Origin of the sequence: Halomicrococcus gelatinilyticus, assembly GCA_024227995.1 — an archaeon.
GTDB lineage: Archaea > Halobacteriota > Halobacteria > Halobacteriales > Haladaptataceae > Halomicrococcus > Halomicrococcus gelatinilyticus.
In genome coordinates this window covers 841,976-857,909 of record CP100465.1, presented here as the reverse complement: position 1 = coordinate 857,909, position 15,934 = coordinate 841,976, and the positions used below count along the sequence as shown (strand labels likewise).

Genomic DNA, 15,934 nt, shown 5'->3' with positions numbered 1-15,934 from the left:
CGACGCTGCCAACCGTCGTCGTCATTCGAACGCCTCCCGCAACTCCTCGTCTATCTCCCACGTCCCGTCGCCCTCGCCGCGCAACAGCTCCACGCTCGCACGCCACAGCGAGACCTGCGTGTCGAAGACGGCGTAGAACGGCTGGAGCGGGCCCAGCTTGTCACGCCCACCTAACCACACGAACGCGCCCAGCGCCGCAGGAACTGCAAGCCCGAACGGTCCCGCCGCGACCAGCGCCGCGCCGGTCAGCAGCCCGACGCCGAGCGCAACCAGCCACGGCGAGACGACCATGAACCACCAGTTGAACGGGAGGACGAGCCAGCCGTACAGCCCGTGCTGCCCGAGCGCGTCGCGCTGGCGGTACAGCAATCGTATCAGTCCCATCCCGCGGCGGTCCTTCTGCTGGCGGCGCTTGCGGAAGTCCGAATGAGAGGCCTCCTGATAGCGGATGGCCGGGTCGAAGACGACGCGGTCGCCGTTGCGGCGTATCTTCAGCGCGAGTTCGGTGTCGTCGGCGATGGAGTCGGGGTCGATGGGGACGATGGCGTCGTTCTCGAACGCGGAGAAGGGGCCGTGGAAGATGAGCGTCGAGTCGAGGTGGGACTCGAGCGTCTGGACGTGGCCCTGGACGTCGCGGTAGCCTTCTTCGACCTCGCTGCCGCCGAGCACCTCGGCGTTGGTGCCGCTGACGGCGGCGACGTCGGGGTCGGCGAGGTTCGCGGCGGCGACCCGCAGCGCGTCCGCGGCGACGTAGGAGTCGCAGTCGGTCTTGACGATCATCTCGTTCTCGGCCGCCGCGTAGGCGTCGTTGAGGGCGGGGGCGAGGCCGCGCCGTTCGTCCTCCTCGATGAGGGTCAGCTCGGGATGCTCGCGGTCGGCGAAGTACTCCCGGATTATCTCGGGCGTCTCGTCGTCGCTGGAGTCGACGACGACGAGTTCGACCTTCGCCATCGGGTAGTCGAGCGCGAGCAGGTCGTCGAGTTTCTTCTCGACGATGTCCCCCTCGTTGTACGTCGGCAGGACGATGCTCACCGTCGGTTCCGCCCCTTCGTCCTTGCGCGCCGGCGACCCCGCCGGCCGGAGCAGACCGTACAGCGCGAGGAAGGCGAGATAGGGGAGCGCGGCGACCGCGAATACGACCGCGGCAGCCTTCGCGAGTCGGTTCATGTCCGGGCGTTGGTGGCATTGTTTTAAATGTCTACGGGTTGGCTGGCGGCCGGGATTGCGGATGGCGGCAACCCCCGTGTCGGCGGGAGATTCAATAACCACGACCGCATAGCTCCTCGCGTGCACGGGTGCGCGGCGTCAATCGAGGTGCAGGCCCGGCGCGGCTGAAGTGGTCGGCGTCGACATCAGCGGCCGCCACGAGGAGGCCGGCGAGTACCTCATGGTAGCGGCTGCGGTCCACGCCGCCGTCGGCACGACGAGACTGGACAGCGTTCTGGGGATGGGATTCGCCGTCAGTCGTGAGGAGCCGACGCTCGAGGCCACGGTCGGCGTGGTCCGCGACGCTCTCGGCGAGCTCCCGGAACCGCCGCAGGGACCGGTGGTCGCCGAGCGCGGCGAGTTCTACGAGGAACCGCCGTGGACCGTCGAACAGTACCTCGAAGGAGAGTTCAAGTACGTCGAGAGCATAGCCGAACGCGAGACAGTGCAGGCAGCTCATTACGCCGCGTACGCCGCCCGGAGACTGCTCCTATGAAAGCGATAATCGCAAAACGCGTCGACTCCGGCACGGCAGACGTAGAGGAACTGCGAGACCTGACGCGGGCCGCGGGCTACGAGGTGGCCGCCGAGCTCACCCAGTCCCGCGAGGAGGACCCGGCCTACCAGTTTGGCGAGGGGAAGGTCGCCGAACTGGTCGCCGCCGTCGAGGAGACGGGCGCCGGCGTCGTGGTCTTCGACAACCAGCTCGGGCCGTACCAGACGTACAACCTCGGCCAGGAGCTCCCGGAGGGGACCCGGGTCATCGACCGGTTCCGGCTCATCCTGGAGATATTCGGCCAGCGGGCGCAGACGCGCAAGGCCCAGTTGCAGGTCGAACTCGCCGAACTGCGGTACGAACTCCCCCGCGCGGAGGCCAAGACCAGCCTCGCGAAACGGGAGGAGCGCCCCGGGTTCATGGGCCTGGGCGAGTACGACGAGAGCCGCGAGCAGGACATCAAAGACCAGATCTCGCGCATCAAGAACGAACTCGACGCCCTGGCGGACAAGGAGGCGGACCGCCGCGAGCGCCGCCGTGAGTCGGGGTTCGACCTCGTCGCGCTGGCGGGCTACACCAACGCCGGCAAGTCGACCCTGCTCCAGCGACTCGCGGAGGACCTCGAACTCGGCGAGAACGACGAGCTCCACCCGGACCTCGAGACGACCGCGGAGGCGGAGGACCGACTGTTCACGACGCTGGGGACGACGACCCGGCGCGCGGCAATCGACCGCCGCGACGTGCTCGTGACGGACACGGTCGGGTTCATCAGCGACCTGCCCCACTGGCTGGTCGAGTCGTTCAAGTCGACGCTGGACGCGGTGTACTACGCCGACCTCGTGTTGCTGGTCGTCGACGTGAGCGAACCGGTTGAGGAGATCCGCGAGAAGGTCGTCACCTGCCACGACACGCTGTACGAGCGCAACGAGGCGCCCATCGTCACGGTGCTGAACAAGATCGACGCGGTGAGCGACGAGGAACTCGCGGAGAAGCGTGAGGCGCTGTCGGCGCTCGCTCCCGACCCCGTCGCCATCAGTGGCATGGAGGGGACGAACGTCGAGCGACTCGAGCAGCGCATCGACGACGAACTCCCCGACTGGGAGCACGAGCGCCTCGTGCTGCCGATGACCGAGGACACGATGAGCCTGGTCTCGTGGGTCCACGACCACGCGCACGTCGAGGACGTGACCTACGCCGACGACGAGGTCCTGGTCGAGTTCGAGGCCCGCCCCTCCGTCGTCGAACGGTCACGTGCGAAGGCGAGCGACCTGACGCCCGCGCCATCCGCGTAGGACGTCGGACGCCCGCGCCATCCGCGTAGGACGTCGGACGCCCGCGCCATCCGCGTAGGACGTCGGACGCCCGCGCCATCCGCGTAGGACGTCGGACGCCCGCGCCATCCGCGTAGGACGTCGGACGCCCGCACCATATCTGCGTAGGCGTCGACTGCTGGTTCTGGAGTAACTGCTGCCGCGACGGTATGTCGCGCTGGTTCGCAGTGAAGGCCACCGACGTGCGGTCGGCTACCAGCGCTCGGCTACGATCGCCGTAGTACGTGCAGGTGGTCCTGTCAGAAGCGCGGTGACCGGAGGAGGGGCGTGACCGCCCAGCCGTACTGTAACCGACCCGTCGACCCGTCTCACACCATCTTGGAGAGCAATACCGCTGCGTTCGAACTGAGCCACGCGCTGTGGTTCCGGAGGTCGTAGATCATCACGTCGTTCTCTTGGACCTGAAGCTCGGCGTACCGGTCGTCCGCCTCGCGGGTCCACTGGGCGTCGTCTTCGGGGTCGTGCGTGCTGGTGGTCATGTCGATGCTGTTGGGCGGCAACCCACTTGCGCCACGGCAGTAGCTAGCGACCGAGCGGTGTTAAGTGTTACCAACGACCTAGGTGGGTGGTGGACGTGCCGTCGGTGGGTCGTCGCGACAACCGGTCAGGCAGGTGACGCTCCAGCTGCGGTGGGTCTCTCACGACGGTCCGCGGCGAGACGTTGCCGTCCGTTCCGGGCGCGTTCAGCACCGAATTACTGTTGGTGAGCAGACGTCTAGGGGTAACGCTTCGTCGGTCCAGCGCGTAGGCCGACCCATGAGCGACGAGCCGGAACGACTCGAACTCTGGTGTGCCGGCGAGGAGTGGTGTCCGATCACTGCGACGGCGCGACTCGTCGGGAAGAAGTGGCATCCGGTCATCGTCCACCGGCTGCTCGTGAACGGGCCGCTGGGGTTCAACGCGCTGCAGGAGGAGGTCGACGGCATCTCGAGCAAGGTGCTGTCCGATAGCCTGGAGGACCTGGAGGGGAAGCGTCTCGTGAACCGCGAGATAGTGAGCGAGAAGCCGGTCCGCGTCGAGTACTCGCTGACGGAGACCGGGGAGTCACTGCGGCCGGTCATCTTCGCCATGCGCGACTGGGGCAACGAGCACCTCGTGCCCGCGGAGGACCCGGACTCCGCTATCGCGTGAGCTACCCGAGGTCGGCCCGCTCGAACCGGACGTACCCGAGTACGACCGGGACGACGAGCCACGCGATCAGGACGCCCAGCGCGAACCAGTCCTGGAGGTAGAACGGCACCTCGCCCGCGACCCGCTCCGCCATCGACCCGGTGAGGCTCTGGGGGAGGAACAGTGCCGAGGCCGTCGAGTAGGCGTTCTTCGGGTTGAGTATCACTGCCAGGAAGTACCACGGCGGGAGCGGCCCCCCCGCCGGAATCGCCCCCTCGACGAGGTAGTAGATCCCCATCGGCACGTAGTCCCAGAGGATCTGGAAGACGACGAACACGCCGACCGCGGCGGCCATCGCCCGGGAGCGCGTCGCCGTCGCTGCGGAGATGCCGACGGCGATGCCGACGAACACCGCGCTGAACAGGGCCGTCAGCAGCGTCAACAGCAGGTACTCGACGAACGGCACCGTGCCGTACAGTCCGACGAGCACAGCGGTCGTGACAGCGAACGCGACGACGGTCGCCACGACGACGGTGCCCGCGCGCCCGACGAGCTTCCCGACCATCACGTCGCGGCGGGTGTGCGGTAGGCCGAGCAGGAGCTTGATGCTCCCCGTCTCCCGCTCGCCCGCGATGGCGAGGTAGGCGACGACGAGCGCCGTGATGGGGATGACGAGGCCCGCCGGGAGGGTGAGCGTCTGGAGCGCGGTCGTCGCCGTCTGCTCCATGATGCGGTCGAACGCGTAGACGGTCCCCGCCGTGAACACGACGAACAGGGCGGTGATGGCCCAGAGCATCTTCGAACGCGCGGCGTCCTCGAAGTCCTTGCGCGCGACGACGGTCCAGCTCATGCGTCCACCTCCTGGGGTTCGCCGCCACGATCGGCACCAGAACCGCTCGTGTAGGTGGTGAACAGGTCCTCCAGCGAGGACTCGCTCGTCTCGATGTCGGTCAGTCGGGCGCCGGCGTCCTCGACGTGGTTGATGGCCGGGGCCTTCGCACCGTCGTCGGAGAGCGCGAGCGTGATGCGGTTGCCGTCCACCGTCGCGTCCGTGACGCCGGGGACGTCCGCGAAGTCGAGGTCGGGCACGGCGTCGACCGTGAGGGTCATCCGCGCGCCGCCGCCGTTCGCCTGCCGGAGTCCCTCGATGGTGTCGACGGCGACGAGTTCGCCGGACTGCATGATGGCGACGCGGTCGCAGACGGCCTCGACCTGGCTGAGGATGTGGCTGGAGAAGAAGACGGCAGTCCCGCGGTCGGCCTGCGACCGGATGATGTCGCGCATCTCGCTCACACCGTTCGGGTCGAGGCCGGAGGAGGGCTCGTCGAGGATGAGGAGGTCGGGGTCACCGACCAGCGCCATCCCGAGCGCGAGGCGCTGTCGCATCCCCTTCGAGTAGTCGCCGGCCGGCCGCTCGGCGTCCTCCGCGGAGAGACCGACGCGGTCGAGTATCTCGCTGACGGACTCCTCGGAGCGCTTGGAGTCGATGGCGAACTGGACGTGCTTGCGCCCCGACAGCCGGTCGTACAGGTCGAACGCGTCCGGGAGGATGCCGATGCGTTCGTGGATGGCCAGGGTGTCCGCCTGGGCGTCCCGGCCGAGGACGGTCGCGGTGCCTTCCGTCGGGCGGACGTAATCGAGCAGCATGTTGATGGTCGTCGACTTCCCGCAGCCGTTCGGCCCCAGGAAGCCGAAGATCTCGCCCTCCTCGACGGTGAGGTCGAGGTCTCGCACCGCTACCACGTCGCCGAACCGCTTCGTCAGTCCGCTCGTCTGTATCGCGGTCATGCTCGATACGAACCGAGGTCGGAGGGATACCTGTTCCGATTTGTTGGTGCAGTAACAGGAGATTGACTAAAATAATCTCGTACGCGATTCAAGGTGTTCGTCGAAGCCGGGGTGGCGGTCCCGGAACGAACGCGTATAGCTCAACGCCGTTTTTGTTATGAATCTGTCATTCACTGGCGTCCTCGTTCGCGCGCGGAACCTGCGTCTCGGTCGCGCGGACCGACGTGACCGAGAGGGTCTCGTCCATCTCGATCCGCAGTTCGTTCCCGTCGACGGCGAAGGTCACCCGGAACTCGTAGGGGTCGGTCGACAGCACCGTCGTCCGCCACCGGTCGGAGAACAGGTACTCGAACAGCTCCCAGAGCGGCTTCGCCCCGATGTCGACGCCGTGCGACCAGTAGAACGAGACGACCGCCGGGTGGGAGAGCAGTCGGAGCTCGATCGGCGAGGTGAGTCGGTAGTCGCATTCCTCGCACTGGACGACGTGGACGTAGGTGTCGTCGGCCGGGTCTCGGCCCGGTTCGACGCGCCCCCGCATCCGTCCCTTGCACTCCGAGCAGACGCCGTCGACCGCTAGCGCGTACTCCTGGTGGACGTACCGGCCGGTGCTCTGCAGTATCTCGCTGGCCGTCCGGTTTCTGCCCTGTGCGGGCGAGGGCAGCACCGAGACGAGCGGGGCCTCGCAGCCGGTGCAGCGGATGACGACCATCTCCTCGTCGCGCGCCGCCCGCAGGGTCGTCTCCCCGCAACCGGGGCACAGGCCGTCGAGGTCGACCGGTTCGAAGCCCGGGCGTTCGTTGTACGTCCCCGCGAGGATGGTCCGGACGATCTTCTGGCCGGCGTAGGTGAGCCGGTAGCCGTCGTCGGTCTCGCGGACGAACGCGTCGTCGAGTTCGTTCAGGTGGTAGGAGAACTGCGACGTGTTGCTCGCGTCGACCCGGTCGTACAACTCGGAGAAGGAGAGGCCGCTCGGTTCGCCGAGCGGGTCCTCCGGTAGCTCCGCGCTCGCCAGCGTCCGCAGTATCTCGACCCGCAACTCGTTCCCGAGTATCGAGAACGCCCGTGCGGGCGGAAGGGGGTCCGACTCCCGTGGTTCGTCGGGGCGCGGGCTCATCGTGCCCCCTTCGCAGGCGGCGGCAAAAACCCTGTCACTCCTCCCCGGTTCTCCGTCCCGACAGCGACCGCTTCTCCTTCTCGACGACGCGCACGTCGCGGACGGCGGTGTCGGGGTACTGCCCGTCGTCGTCCTTCTCCGCCGACTTCACCATGTCCCAGACGACGTTCAGGCCGGTCGTCACGCCCTCCAGCGCCTCCATCTCGCAGCCCGTCTTCCCCGTCGTCTCGACGGCCACTTCGAGGGCGATGCGGTCGTCGTGGACGGTGAACTCCGTCTCGACGTTCGTGATGGGTATCTGGTGGCACATCGGGATGGTCTCCCACGTGTGTTTGACTGCCTGGACCGCGCCGACGCGGGCCGTCGCGAGCACGTCGCCCTTCGCGACGTCGTTCCCGCGGACCGCCTCGACGGTCGACGGCCGGAGCCGTATCTCGCCCGCCGCGACCGCACGCCGGGCCGTGTCGGGCTTGTCGCCCACGTCGACCATCTGCACCTCGCCCTCCTCGTCGGTGTGGGTCAGGTCGTCCTCAGACATCGTCGTCACCCCAGATCGCCGCCGGAAGCTCGTCGAGCATGTCCGAGGCGAGCAGCCCCTCGCCGCGGTCGTCGTACAGCAGGTCGCCCGCGCGGCCGTTGACGTACGAGCCGACGCAGGCGGCGTCGAAGGCGTCCGCGCCGCCGAACAGGCCGGCGACCGCGCCCGCGAGCAGGTCGCCGGTGCCCCCGACCGCCATCCCCGGGTTCCCCGTTCGCACCAGCCGCGTCCGTTCGCCGTCGGTCACGACGTCGGTCGCGCCCTTCGCCAGCACGACGTGGCCGAGGTCGTCGGCGAGCGCCTCGATCGCGTCGGTCGCGTCGCGGAGGTCGTCGGGTTGCGGTCCCCCGAGCTTGGCGAGTTCGCGCCGGTTTGGCGTGCAGACCAGCGTCGCGTCCGTCTCGACGTCCGGGACGACCGCGAGCGCGTCGGCGTCGACGACGGCCCGCCCCTCGAACGAACGGAGGAACTGTCGGGCGGCGTCCAGCGTCTCGTCGGCGTCGCCCAGCCCCGGTCCGATTATCACGGTGTCGTCGTAGTGCTCCGCGGTCTCCACCAGGTCCGGCACCTGGTCGGGCGTCAGCCGCTCGCCGCCGTACGGCTGGACGATGAGGTCCTCGGCGTACCCCTGTATCTCGCCCGCGACCGTCTCCGGCGCGGCGACGAAGGAGAGGTCGGCCCCCGCGCGCAGTGCCGCCTGCCCGGCGAGCGCGGGCGCGCCGGTGAAGGGCCCGCCCCCGACGACGAACGCGCGGCCGCCGACGTCGTCGCGGACCGCCCGCAGGTCGCCGGGGCCGACGACCCGCTCGGCCGCCGCGGGGATGCCGATGTCGGCCACCGTCACCGCGGCGTCGACGTCGGCCAGCCCGGGCTTCTCGTCGTGGAACGTCACCACGCGGTCGGCGTCGACGGCGACGCCCGCCGCCTCGCCCGTGTCGGCGTTCACGCCCGAGGGGACGTCGACCGCGACGACCGTCGCGTCCACGGCGTTGATGCGCTCGGCGGCCGTCGCCGCGGGCTCCCGGAGCGCCCCGGTGACGCCCGTGCCGAGCATCGCGTCGACGACCACGTCGCAGTCGGGCAACTCGAACGCGCGCGAGTCGGCGACCGTCACCGTCTCGTACTCGCCCTGCTGGAGCGCGGCCCAGTTCTCGCGGGCGATGTCGGTGCCGATGTCCCCCGGGCGACCGAGCAGGTGGACCGACACGTCGTAGTCGTCGAGGAAGCGCGCCGCGACGAACGCGTCGCCGCCGTTGTTGCCCCGGCCGGCGACGACGGCGACCCGCGCGCCGGGGTCGGCCGCCGCCCGTACCTCTCGGGCGACCGCGTTCCCGCTGGACTCCATCAACTGCTTGCGCGGCACGCCCAGCGCTGCGGCGTTCTCGTCGACCGCGGCCATCCGGTCTGCGGTTATCATGGTCGGCCGTTCGGCCGGCCGCGCGGTTAATGTTGCGGGTGGGTGGGTCACGCTGTCCGAAAACGCATCTGGGAATCGGGTCCCGGTTTCGCCCGCCCGACCAACCGACGCGGGCGGGACTGGAAGGGGCTGGCGGCTCCGGGAAGACGGACGATGCAAGCACTGGACCGAGCACCGCGAGGGAAGCGCGCAGCGAGTCCCTCGACCGGAGCCGCCAGGGGCTTTCGGGGCGGTCACGAGCCATCCAGCGGAACGAACGCGTCACAGAACCGACCCAGTCACCCGGAATCTGGTCGCTGCACGACAGCTCACGACCGAACCGGTTCCGACTTCGACCTGTGGTCCTCGTACAGCGACTCGGCCCAGTCGAACAACTCCGGGTGGTCGCACTCGACGACGGCCCTGAGCTGTCCGTCGTCGTCGTATGCGCCCGCCAGCACCCAGTCGTCGCCGAGCGTCAGTCCGACGGGGACCGGTCCGTCGTGGCGGTAGAGGTCGATGGCGCGCACGACCACCCTGAACTCCAGCGGGTTCATCGAGCGGGCGGTCTCGACGCCGTCGGCAGGCAGCACCAGTTCGGTGTCGACGCCCGAGAGGACGAGTTCGGCGTGGGGTTCGTGGAAGATGCGACTCAGCACCGGCGCGAGCATCCGGACGGTGGTCGTCTCGCGCTCGCGCACGCGCTGGACGTAGTGACTGACGGGTGCCTGCGGTCGCTCGGCGGTCGCGGTGACGACCGCGGCGTCGCCGAGCCACGCGGGGTCGGGCGCGTGCTCGGCCGCCACCTCCCGCAGGAAGGGCGCGGCCTCGTCGATGACCGCGAGCGCGTCGCGGTAGTCCGCGTGGGCCTGCGCGACCAGCGCGCCGGCGGTCGTCAGGTGGTAGCCGCCGTCGCGCCTCTCGGCCCAGCCGCGGTCGCGCAGTTCGGCGAGGTTGCGCTGGACGCTCCGGCGCGAGGTGTCGAGCGCGTCGGCGACGTCGCGGGGCGACCCTGGCTGCTCGCGGAGGTGCGCGAGCAGTCGACGTCGGTCGGGCGACCCGGCGAGGAACCGTGCAGCGTCCATCTCGGCTGGAACTGCCGCCCGGACCCACGTAAAATCTCCGTCGGGCGGCGCGTCCGGACCGGCGGAGTGGCACCGCGAACCGTCCGCGATGCCCGCCGGGGCGAAACGTGATTCTTAAGGGCCGAACGAGTGTCGTTCCGTGTATGAGTGAAGAACCAGAGGCCGAAGTAACCGAGGAAGAGACCGACGCCGAGGAAGAGCAGGCACCCGAGGAGGGGCTGCAGGAGGGGGACTTCGTCCGCCTCGCCTACACCGCGCGAACCGTCGAGAGCGACGACCTCGTCGACACGACCGACGCCGAGGTGGCCGAGGAGGAGGGCATCGAGGACGAGGGCCGCGACTTCGAGCCGCGCACCATCGTCCTGGGCGCAGGGCACATCTTCGAGAGCGTCGAGGAGGGCATCTACGGCGAGGAGGTCGGCACCGAGGGCACCGTCGTCGTCCCCGCGGAGGAGGCGTTCGGCGAGTACGACCCCGAGGAGGTCCGCACCGTGAGCGCGGACAAGATCGACGAGGACGACCGTTACCCCGGCGCGAGCGTCCAGGTCGACGGCCAGCAGGGCTACGTCGAGACCATCATCGGCGGGCGCGCCCGCGTCGACTTCAACCACCCGCTCGCGGGTGACGACATCGAGTACGACTACGAGGTCGTCGAGGAGGTCGACGACCGCACCGAGAAGGCCGAGGGCCTGCTCGGCATGTACATCGACGCCGACCTCGACATGTGGATCGAGACCGACGAGGAAGAGGAAGAGGTCGAGGGCGAGGACGGCGAAACCGAGACCGAGACCGTCGAGAAGGAGACGCTCTACATCGAGTCGACGCCGCAGCTGTCGATGAACCAGCAGTGGATGTTCCAGAAGCAGCAGATCGCTCAGGACATCATCGACCGCCTCGACCTCGACCGCGTCATCGTCCAGGAGACCATCGACGGTGGCATGGGCGGCATGATGGGCGGCATGGGCGGCATGATGGGCGGTGCCGGCGAGGCCGACCTCGAGGAGGCCCTCGAGGACGCCGACGTCGACGAGGAGGAACTCGTCGAGGAACTCGAAGCCGAAGCCGACGAGGAGTAGTCGCGCGGCTGGCGACGGACCACCGCCGCCGCGGTCAGCGGTGACGGTCCGAAGACACGTTTCTCTCCGTTCACGCGGTTCTCGTTGAGCCTGCGCTATCGTCGCGTCGCTGCTCGGTGGTCGTCGAAATAGCAGGGGGAGGACGCGTTCAGTGCGCGGTGAAGCCGTCGATCACGCCGCCGCAGTCGGGGCACGAGACGAGTTCCGTGCCGGTGCTCTTGTTGCCGATCGGGTCGCCGCTACGGGTGGTCTGTCTCGTGCCGGAACGACGCAGGTCAGAACTGCAGTACGGACATTCATTCATGGTGCCACACCACGCGTTGCGTGGTAACGGATAGCACGTTGTCGGGTACGGTGATAAACTTTCTGTCCACCTGACTGCGCGTAACGGGAAGTTAGGCCGCGCTTACCGGGCCAGCGCCTCGCGCGCGTTCTCGACGGCGGCGTCCTTCTTCGCGGGGTACGCCTCCACCTTCGCGCGGAGGGTGATCCCCTGGCCGAGCGACACCTCGCCCCGGAAGGCGTCCTGCTTGTCCAGCGAGACGAAGAAAGAGCAGTTGTCGTCGACGCGCTCGTCGAGCTCGTCGCGGACGTCGTCGAGGTCCGGCAGTTCGCGCAGTTTGTCGAGGACGTGTCGCACGTCGTCGGCGTTCTCGACGCGGGCGGACAGGACGAGGATGCGGTCGCCGTGGTGTCCCTCGCTCTCCGTGCGTTCGATCTCGAAGTCCTCGGGCAGGTACGTCCGGAGGGCGTCCTCGACGCGCTTGTCGTCCTCCGTCGCGTAACAGAACGCCCGCAGGTCGATGTAGTGGAACGGAACGCTGGCCATGGTCGCGGTAGGTACCGAAGCGAGAAAAAGCCCTTACTCCTCGGCCGCTTCGAGGGAGTCCTCGGGGATGCCGGTCTCCTGGCCGTCGTCGAAGCTGACGGTGTAGGTCGCGTCGCCGAACATCGTCTCCATCACCTGCGTGATGGTGCCTTCCTCACCGTCGTACTCGCTGTGCTCGTCGTGGAGGATGACGCGGTCGTCTTCGTCGAAGCTCATGCGTCGAGGTAATCCGTCGCTGCCTAAAAAGCGTCCGATTCCGGACGTGGCACGCTGGTGTCGCGTCGCCCTCGACCGTGCGCCGGGAGCGCCGGTCGACCCCGTCTCCGTCCGCAGGTTCCGGCGGCCGAAAGCTTATCTCGGGGGCCGGACAAGCGAGTGGTATGACCTCTCGATCTTCGCGTCCCCGGCTCGATCCGTCTCCGAAGCCGCTTCCCCGCCGGTCGGACGATGACCGTTGACGAGCTCTGGTTCCTCGCCGACAGGGCGGAACAGCGCGCCGAGCAGGCCTACCACCGCCTGACGAGCGCCTACGCGGAGTACCTGGAGTTCACCCGCACCTACGAGGTGTCCCGGCGGCGGTTCCGCACCCTCGCCCGGCGAGCGGCCGAGACCGGCGCTCCGTACGGCGCACACACGGTGGTCTACCGTCCCTCCGGCGAACTCCTGCTCGTCTGGCACGAGGGGGTCGACAGGTGGGTGCTCCCCGGCGGCGGCGTCCGCGAGGGGGAGTCGTTCCGCGAGGCGGCCGCTCGCGAACTCCGCGAGGAGGCCGGCGTCGAGGCCGACTACGAGGGGCTGGCCATCGCGACGCGCACCGCCATCGAGAGCGGCGAGCACTCGACGCTGGGCGTCCTGCCGACGTTCCAGGCGCGGACGGAGACGGCGACGCTCGACGTCGACGACCCCGACGGCGAGATAACCGACGCGCGGTGGTTCCACGACCTTCCCGAGAACACGCGCGACCGCGAGCAGCTCCGGACGTGGCGCGAGCGGACGCTATCCTGAGTTCCCCTCCTCGAACGCTGTCGCCTGCTGCAGCCACTCCTCCAGCCGTGGGTCGGACTCGTACCGGAGCCGTCCTTCGCCACCCCGGTAGTCGACGACCCCCCGTTCGTCCAGCTTCGGCAGGTGCTTGTGCCGCAGCGCCGCCGCTACGAGACGGTGTGACTCCGCTCCTTCTCCGGCGAGCGCCCTGGCGAGGTCCTCGACCGTGACCGGCCCCTCGGTTCCGACGAGGTGGCGGAGCGCGTCCCGCCGTCGTGGGTGGCCAAGCAGGTCGAACAGCTCGTCGACCGACAGCCGCCCGTCGACCGAACGGTCCGGCACGCTACCACCTCGGCTCGGTCGGCGACGCTCGTTTCCACCGCCCGCTACCCGAGAACAGTCGTGCGGAGACTCCGTTGCCGTTCACGTTCGTTCACCCCGTGTGGTGCGTCGGGGCCGGTACCGCGACCCGTGGCGTCTGCGAGCGACCGGTCGTCCGATTCTGGGCGGACCCCGACGCGGACCGTCACGTCACCGGTACGTCGTTTGCCAACAAATGTCTTGGGGTCAACAGGTTCGGGGTCGCTCGCCGACGGTCACTCCTCGCCGTGGCTGACGCCCTCGCGCGAGTCGGCGTCCATCCGGCGGAGGGCGGCGCGGGCGTTGCTCGACTCGTAGCCGAACAGGACGTTCTCGGCGTACTCGTCCACGACCTCCGCCGCGTGCACGAGCGCGTCGACGTCGACGTCGACCGCGTACAGTTCCACGCTGAACGGGACGTCGAGCGCGTCCTCGAACCCGCTCGCGATGACCTCCAGCCAGTAGGTCGTTGAGTAGGCCATGTCGTACAGCGGGACGACGAACTCGTCGACGTACTCCGAGAGCGCGTCCAGGTCGAGACCGGCGCGCTCGTAGAGGTGGCCGGGGTAGGGGTCGGGGTAGAGCGTGAGGTAGGTCTTGCCCGGAATCCGCTCCGCTGCTTCCGCGACGAACTCCGTGATGACGCTCGCGCGCCACGCCGCCCGGTCGTCGTACTCGCTCGCCGCGAACCGGTCGTCGCACTCCTCGCAGTGGCAGTACTCCGCGCGCGGGAACCCGACGTCGTCGAGGCGTACGTCGGGGTTCACCGCGGCGGCGTCCTCGACCATCTCCAGCAGGCCCTCACGGTAGGCGTCCCGGGTGGGGCAGATGTAGGCCCAGTCGAAGTAGGGTCGTTCGCGCGTCGCCCGCTCGCCGTTCTCGTTCACCGGGACGAGCGACGGGTCCTGCTCGGCCGCCGCGTTGTCGCCGAAACAGGAGATCATGTTCACGCCCGTCTCGACGGGTTCGGTCGCTCGACCGGTCACGTCCTTGACCTCGTAGAACCCCGTGTCGAACTCGGCCCACTCGAGCTCCTCCGGGTTCCGCGTCACCACGCCGTACATGTGACCGAGAGTTGGGGGCCCGGCCGGTAAGCCGTTTCGGACCGCGACACGGGGCGTCACCTGCGACGTCCCCCGCGACGTGGTGGGTCACGACGAGCGGTCGCGTCACGACACGGCGCGTCACGACGGACAGGGAGTGACGCAAAGGGTCTCCAGCGCGTACGTCCGTCCATGAACGTCCTGATCGTTGGCGGCAGCGGTTTCGTCGGCACGGCGCTCACCCGCGTCCTCGTCGACCGCGGACACGAGGTCGCCGTCCTCTCGCGGCATCCCGACGAGGCCGACCTGTCCGCCGGAGTCGAGACGGTCGCGGGCGACGTGACGGAGTACGACGCCATCGAGGACGCGTTCACCGCCCGCGACGCCGTCGTCAACCTGGTCGCGCTCTCGCCGCTGTTCCAGCCGCCGCCCGGCACGAGCCACGAGTCGGTCCACCTCGGCGGGACCGAGAACGTCGTCGCGGCGGCCGAGACCCACGACGTCCCGCGGCTCGTCCAGATGAGCGCGCTCGGCGCTGACCCCGACGGTCCGACCGCTTACGTCCGGGCGAAGGGCGAGGCCGAGGGCGTGGTCCGCGGCTCGTCGCTCGACTGGACAATCGTTCGCCCGTCCGTCGTGTTCGGGGACGGCGGCGAGTTCGTCTCGTTCACGCGGAAGCTCACGACGCCGTACGTGACGGGCCTCCCCGGCGGCGGGAAGACGCGCTTCCAGCCCATCTGGGTCGGCGACGTCGCACCGATGCTGGCGGATTGCGTCGACGGCGGTGCCGCGGCCGCGTCCGACGGGTCGGGCGCGGCGGCGAGCGACGACCGGTCGGCGTCCGCGGACGAGCACGTCGGGAAGACGTACGAGCTCGGCGGGCCGGAGGTGCTGACGCTCGCGGACGTGGCGAAACTCAGCTACCGCGCCGAGGGCAAGTCGCTCGTCGTCCTGCCGGTCCCGATGGTCCTCGCGCGCGTCGGCCTGACCGTCCTCGGCGCGGTCCCGGGGTTCCCCATGGGTGCCGACCAGTACCGCTCGTTGCAGTTCGACAACACGGTGACGGACAACGACGTCACCGCGTTCGACCGCGACCCGACCGACCTGCGCACGCTGGCGGACTACCTCGGCGCGGACTGAGTCTGTGGGTTTTTACTTGCCCCCACCTTACGGCGTGACATGACAACGCTCTCGTTCGACGACGACGGCGTCGACGTGGTCTACCAGGGGACCGAGTTCCGCCTCTCCCGCGACCTCGTCGAGGAGGCGACCCAGAAGGCCTACTACGACGTGACCGACCACGAGGTCCTGAAGATGGTCGAGGAAGCGCCCGACCTGCGCGGCGAGCCCCGTCGCATCGGCGACATCGTCCGCTGACAGCCTTTAAGTGCCGGCTCTCCGAAGGGTGCGTATGAACGCTCCCGCCGAGTTCGACCACCCCGCGTGGCTGACCGCTGCGAGCACCGCCGCGTCCTACCTGCTGATACTGGCCGTGATGACCGTCCTGCTGTTCGGCGTCCCGTACCTGCTCTTCACGATGCTGTGACGATGCTGTAGGGCGGCGCGGACCGCGACGGC

General features: G+C 69.0%; 21 protein-coding genes. 8 read left to right on the top strand and 13 right to left on the bottom strand.

From position 1 onward, the window contains the following. Window positions 1–21 precede the first annotated feature (21 nt). On the bottom strand, window positions 22–1,167 hold the full coding sequence (locus NKT36_RS04605; RefSeq protein WP_327052775.1) for a glycosyltransferase: 1,146 nt from the start codon (window positions 1,165–1,167) through the stop codon (window positions 22–24). A gap of 220 nt (window positions 1,168–1,387) precedes the next feature. On the opposite strand from NKT36_RS04605, the gene NKT36_RS04600 reads away from it, so the two are divergent. Then, window positions 1,388–1,702, top strand: a complete 315-nt coding sequence (locus NKT36_RS04600; protein ID WP_407652229.1) for a DUF2209 family protein — start codon at window positions 1,388–1,390, stop codon at window positions 1,700–1,702. Continuing rightward, window positions 1,699–2,994, top strand: a complete 1,296-nt coding sequence (hflX, locus tag NKT36_RS04595) for a GTPase HflX (RefSeq protein ID WP_327052773.1) — start codon at window positions 1,699–1,701, stop codon at window positions 2,992–2,994. Before NKT36_RS04600 ends, hflX begins: the two co-directional genes overlap by 4 nt. Before the next feature lie 347 nt (window positions 2,995–3,341). Here hflX and NKT36_RS04590 read toward each other — a convergent pair whose 3' ends face one another. Beyond that, entirely contained in the window at window positions 3,342–3,512 is a 171-nt protein-coding gene (locus NKT36_RS04590) for a DUF7331 family protein (protein WP_327052772.1), read from the bottom strand. 277 nt (window positions 3,513–3,789) lie between these two features. On the opposite strand from NKT36_RS04590, the gene NKT36_RS04585 reads away from it, so the two are divergent. Continuing rightward, entirely contained in the window at window positions 3,790–4,164 is a 375-nt protein-coding gene (locus NKT36_RS04585) for a winged helix-turn-helix transcriptional regulator (RefSeq protein WP_327052771.1), read from the top strand. 1 nt (window position 4,165) lies between these two features. On the opposite strand, the gene NKT36_RS04580 is transcribed toward NKT36_RS04585, so the two are convergent. From NKT36_RS04580 to NKT36_RS04555, 6 genes are all read right to left on the bottom strand, one after another. After that, window positions 4,166–4,993: an ABC transporter permease gene (locus NKT36_RS04580; protein ID WP_327052770.1), complete on the bottom strand. Its 828-nt coding sequence runs from the start codon at window positions 4,991–4,993 to the stop codon at window positions 4,166–4,168. Further along, window positions 4,990–5,931, bottom strand: coding sequence for an ABC transporter ATP-binding protein (locus NKT36_RS04575; RefSeq protein WP_327052769.1), 942 nt, complete (start codon window positions 5,929–5,931; stop codon window positions 4,990–4,992). Before NKT36_RS04575 ends, NKT36_RS04580 begins: the two co-directional genes overlap by 4 nt. 166 nt (window positions 5,932–6,097) lie before the next feature. Beyond that, on the bottom strand, window positions 6,098–7,045 hold the full coding sequence (locus NKT36_RS04570) for an ArsR/SmtB family transcription factor (protein ID WP_327052768.1): 948 nt from the start codon (window positions 7,043–7,045) through the stop codon (window positions 6,098–6,100). Between the two features lie 34 nt (window positions 7,046–7,079). After that, window positions 7,080–7,583, bottom strand: coding sequence for a cyclic pyranopterin monophosphate synthase MoaC (moaC, locus tag NKT36_RS04565; RefSeq protein ID WP_327052767.1), 504 nt, complete (start codon window positions 7,581–7,583; stop codon window positions 7,080–7,082). After that, entirely contained in the window at window positions 7,576–9,000 is a 1,425-nt protein-coding gene (locus tag NKT36_RS04560) for an NAD(P)H-hydrate epimerase (RefSeq protein ID WP_327052766.1), read from the bottom strand. The genes moaC and NKT36_RS04560 overlap by 8 nt, the downstream gene beginning before the upstream one ends. A gap of 308 nt (window positions 9,001–9,308) precedes the next feature. Then, window positions 9,309–10,064, bottom strand: a complete 756-nt coding sequence (locus NKT36_RS04555; RefSeq protein ID WP_327052765.1) for a helix-turn-helix transcriptional regulator — start codon at window positions 10,062–10,064, stop codon at window positions 9,309–9,311. 143 nt (window positions 10,065–10,207) lie between these two features. Between NKT36_RS04555 and NKT36_RS04550 the strand changes: the two genes are divergently transcribed. Beyond that, window positions 10,208–11,140 carry an FKBP-type peptidyl-prolyl cis-trans isomerase gene (locus tag NKT36_RS04550; protein ID WP_327052764.1) on the top strand — a complete coding sequence of 311 codons (933 nt, stop codon included), beginning with the start codon at window positions 10,208–10,210 and terminating at the stop codon, window positions 11,138–11,140. Window positions 11,141–11,288: 148 nt separating this feature from the next. On the opposite strand, the gene NKT36_RS04545 is transcribed toward NKT36_RS04550, so the two are convergent. The 3 genes from NKT36_RS04545 to NKT36_RS04535 form a co-directional block, all read right to left on the bottom strand. Then, on the bottom strand, window positions 11,289–11,444 hold the full coding sequence (locus tag NKT36_RS04545; RefSeq protein WP_327052763.1) for a hypothetical protein: 156 nt from the start codon (window positions 11,442–11,444) through the stop codon (window positions 11,289–11,291). Window positions 11,445–11,546: 102 nt separating this feature from the next. Beyond that, a complete protein-coding gene (locus NKT36_RS04540; protein ID WP_327052762.1) occupies window positions 11,547–11,969 on the bottom strand; it encodes an RNA-binding protein in 423 nt (140 codons plus the stop codon). Between the two features lie 33 nt (window positions 11,970–12,002). Then, window positions 12,003–12,185, bottom strand: coding sequence for a DUF1918 domain-containing protein (locus NKT36_RS04535; protein ID WP_327052761.1), 183 nt, complete (start codon window positions 12,183–12,185; stop codon window positions 12,003–12,005). Window positions 12,186–12,416: 231 nt separating this feature from the next. On the opposite strand from NKT36_RS04535, the gene NKT36_RS04530 reads away from it, so the two are divergent. Further along, a complete protein-coding gene (locus NKT36_RS04530; RefSeq protein ID WP_327052760.1) occupies window positions 12,417–12,974 on the top strand; it encodes an NUDIX hydrolase in 558 nt (185 codons plus the stop codon). Here the strand turns inward: NKT36_RS04530 and NKT36_RS04525 are convergent. Then, window positions 12,966–13,295, bottom strand: coding sequence for a DUF7344 domain-containing protein (locus NKT36_RS04525; RefSeq protein WP_327052759.1), 330 nt, complete (start codon window positions 13,293–13,295; stop codon window positions 12,966–12,968). The genes NKT36_RS04530 and NKT36_RS04525 overlap by 9 nt on opposite strands. A 254-nt stretch (window positions 13,296–13,549) precedes the next feature. Next, window positions 13,550–14,377, bottom strand: coding sequence for a hypothetical protein (locus NKT36_RS04520; RefSeq protein ID WP_327052758.1), 828 nt, complete (start codon window positions 14,375–14,377; stop codon window positions 13,550–13,552). Between the two features lie 171 nt (window positions 14,378–14,548). On the opposite strand from NKT36_RS04520, the gene NKT36_RS04515 reads away from it, so the two are divergent. Genes NKT36_RS04515 through NKT36_RS04505 form a run of 3 tightly spaced genes read left to right on the top strand, consistent with a single transcriptional unit; the run spans window position 14,549 to window position 15,902 of the window. Then, window positions 14,549–15,496 (top strand): complex I NDUFA9 subunit family protein, encoded by a 948-nt coding sequence (locus NKT36_RS04515; protein WP_327052757.1) that lies wholly within the window; start codon window positions 14,549–14,551, stop codon window positions 15,494–15,496. Between the two features lie 39 nt (window positions 15,497–15,535). Then, window positions 15,536–15,733, top strand: a complete 198-nt coding sequence (locus NKT36_RS04510; protein ID WP_327052756.1) for a DUF5800 family protein — start codon at window positions 15,536–15,538, stop codon at window positions 15,731–15,733. A gap of 34 nt (window positions 15,734–15,767) precedes the next feature. Further along, a complete protein-coding gene (locus NKT36_RS04505; protein WP_327052755.1) occupies window positions 15,768–15,902 on the top strand; it encodes a hypothetical protein in 135 nt (44 codons plus the stop codon). The last annotated feature ends 32 nt before the right edge of the window (window positions 15,903–15,934 follow it).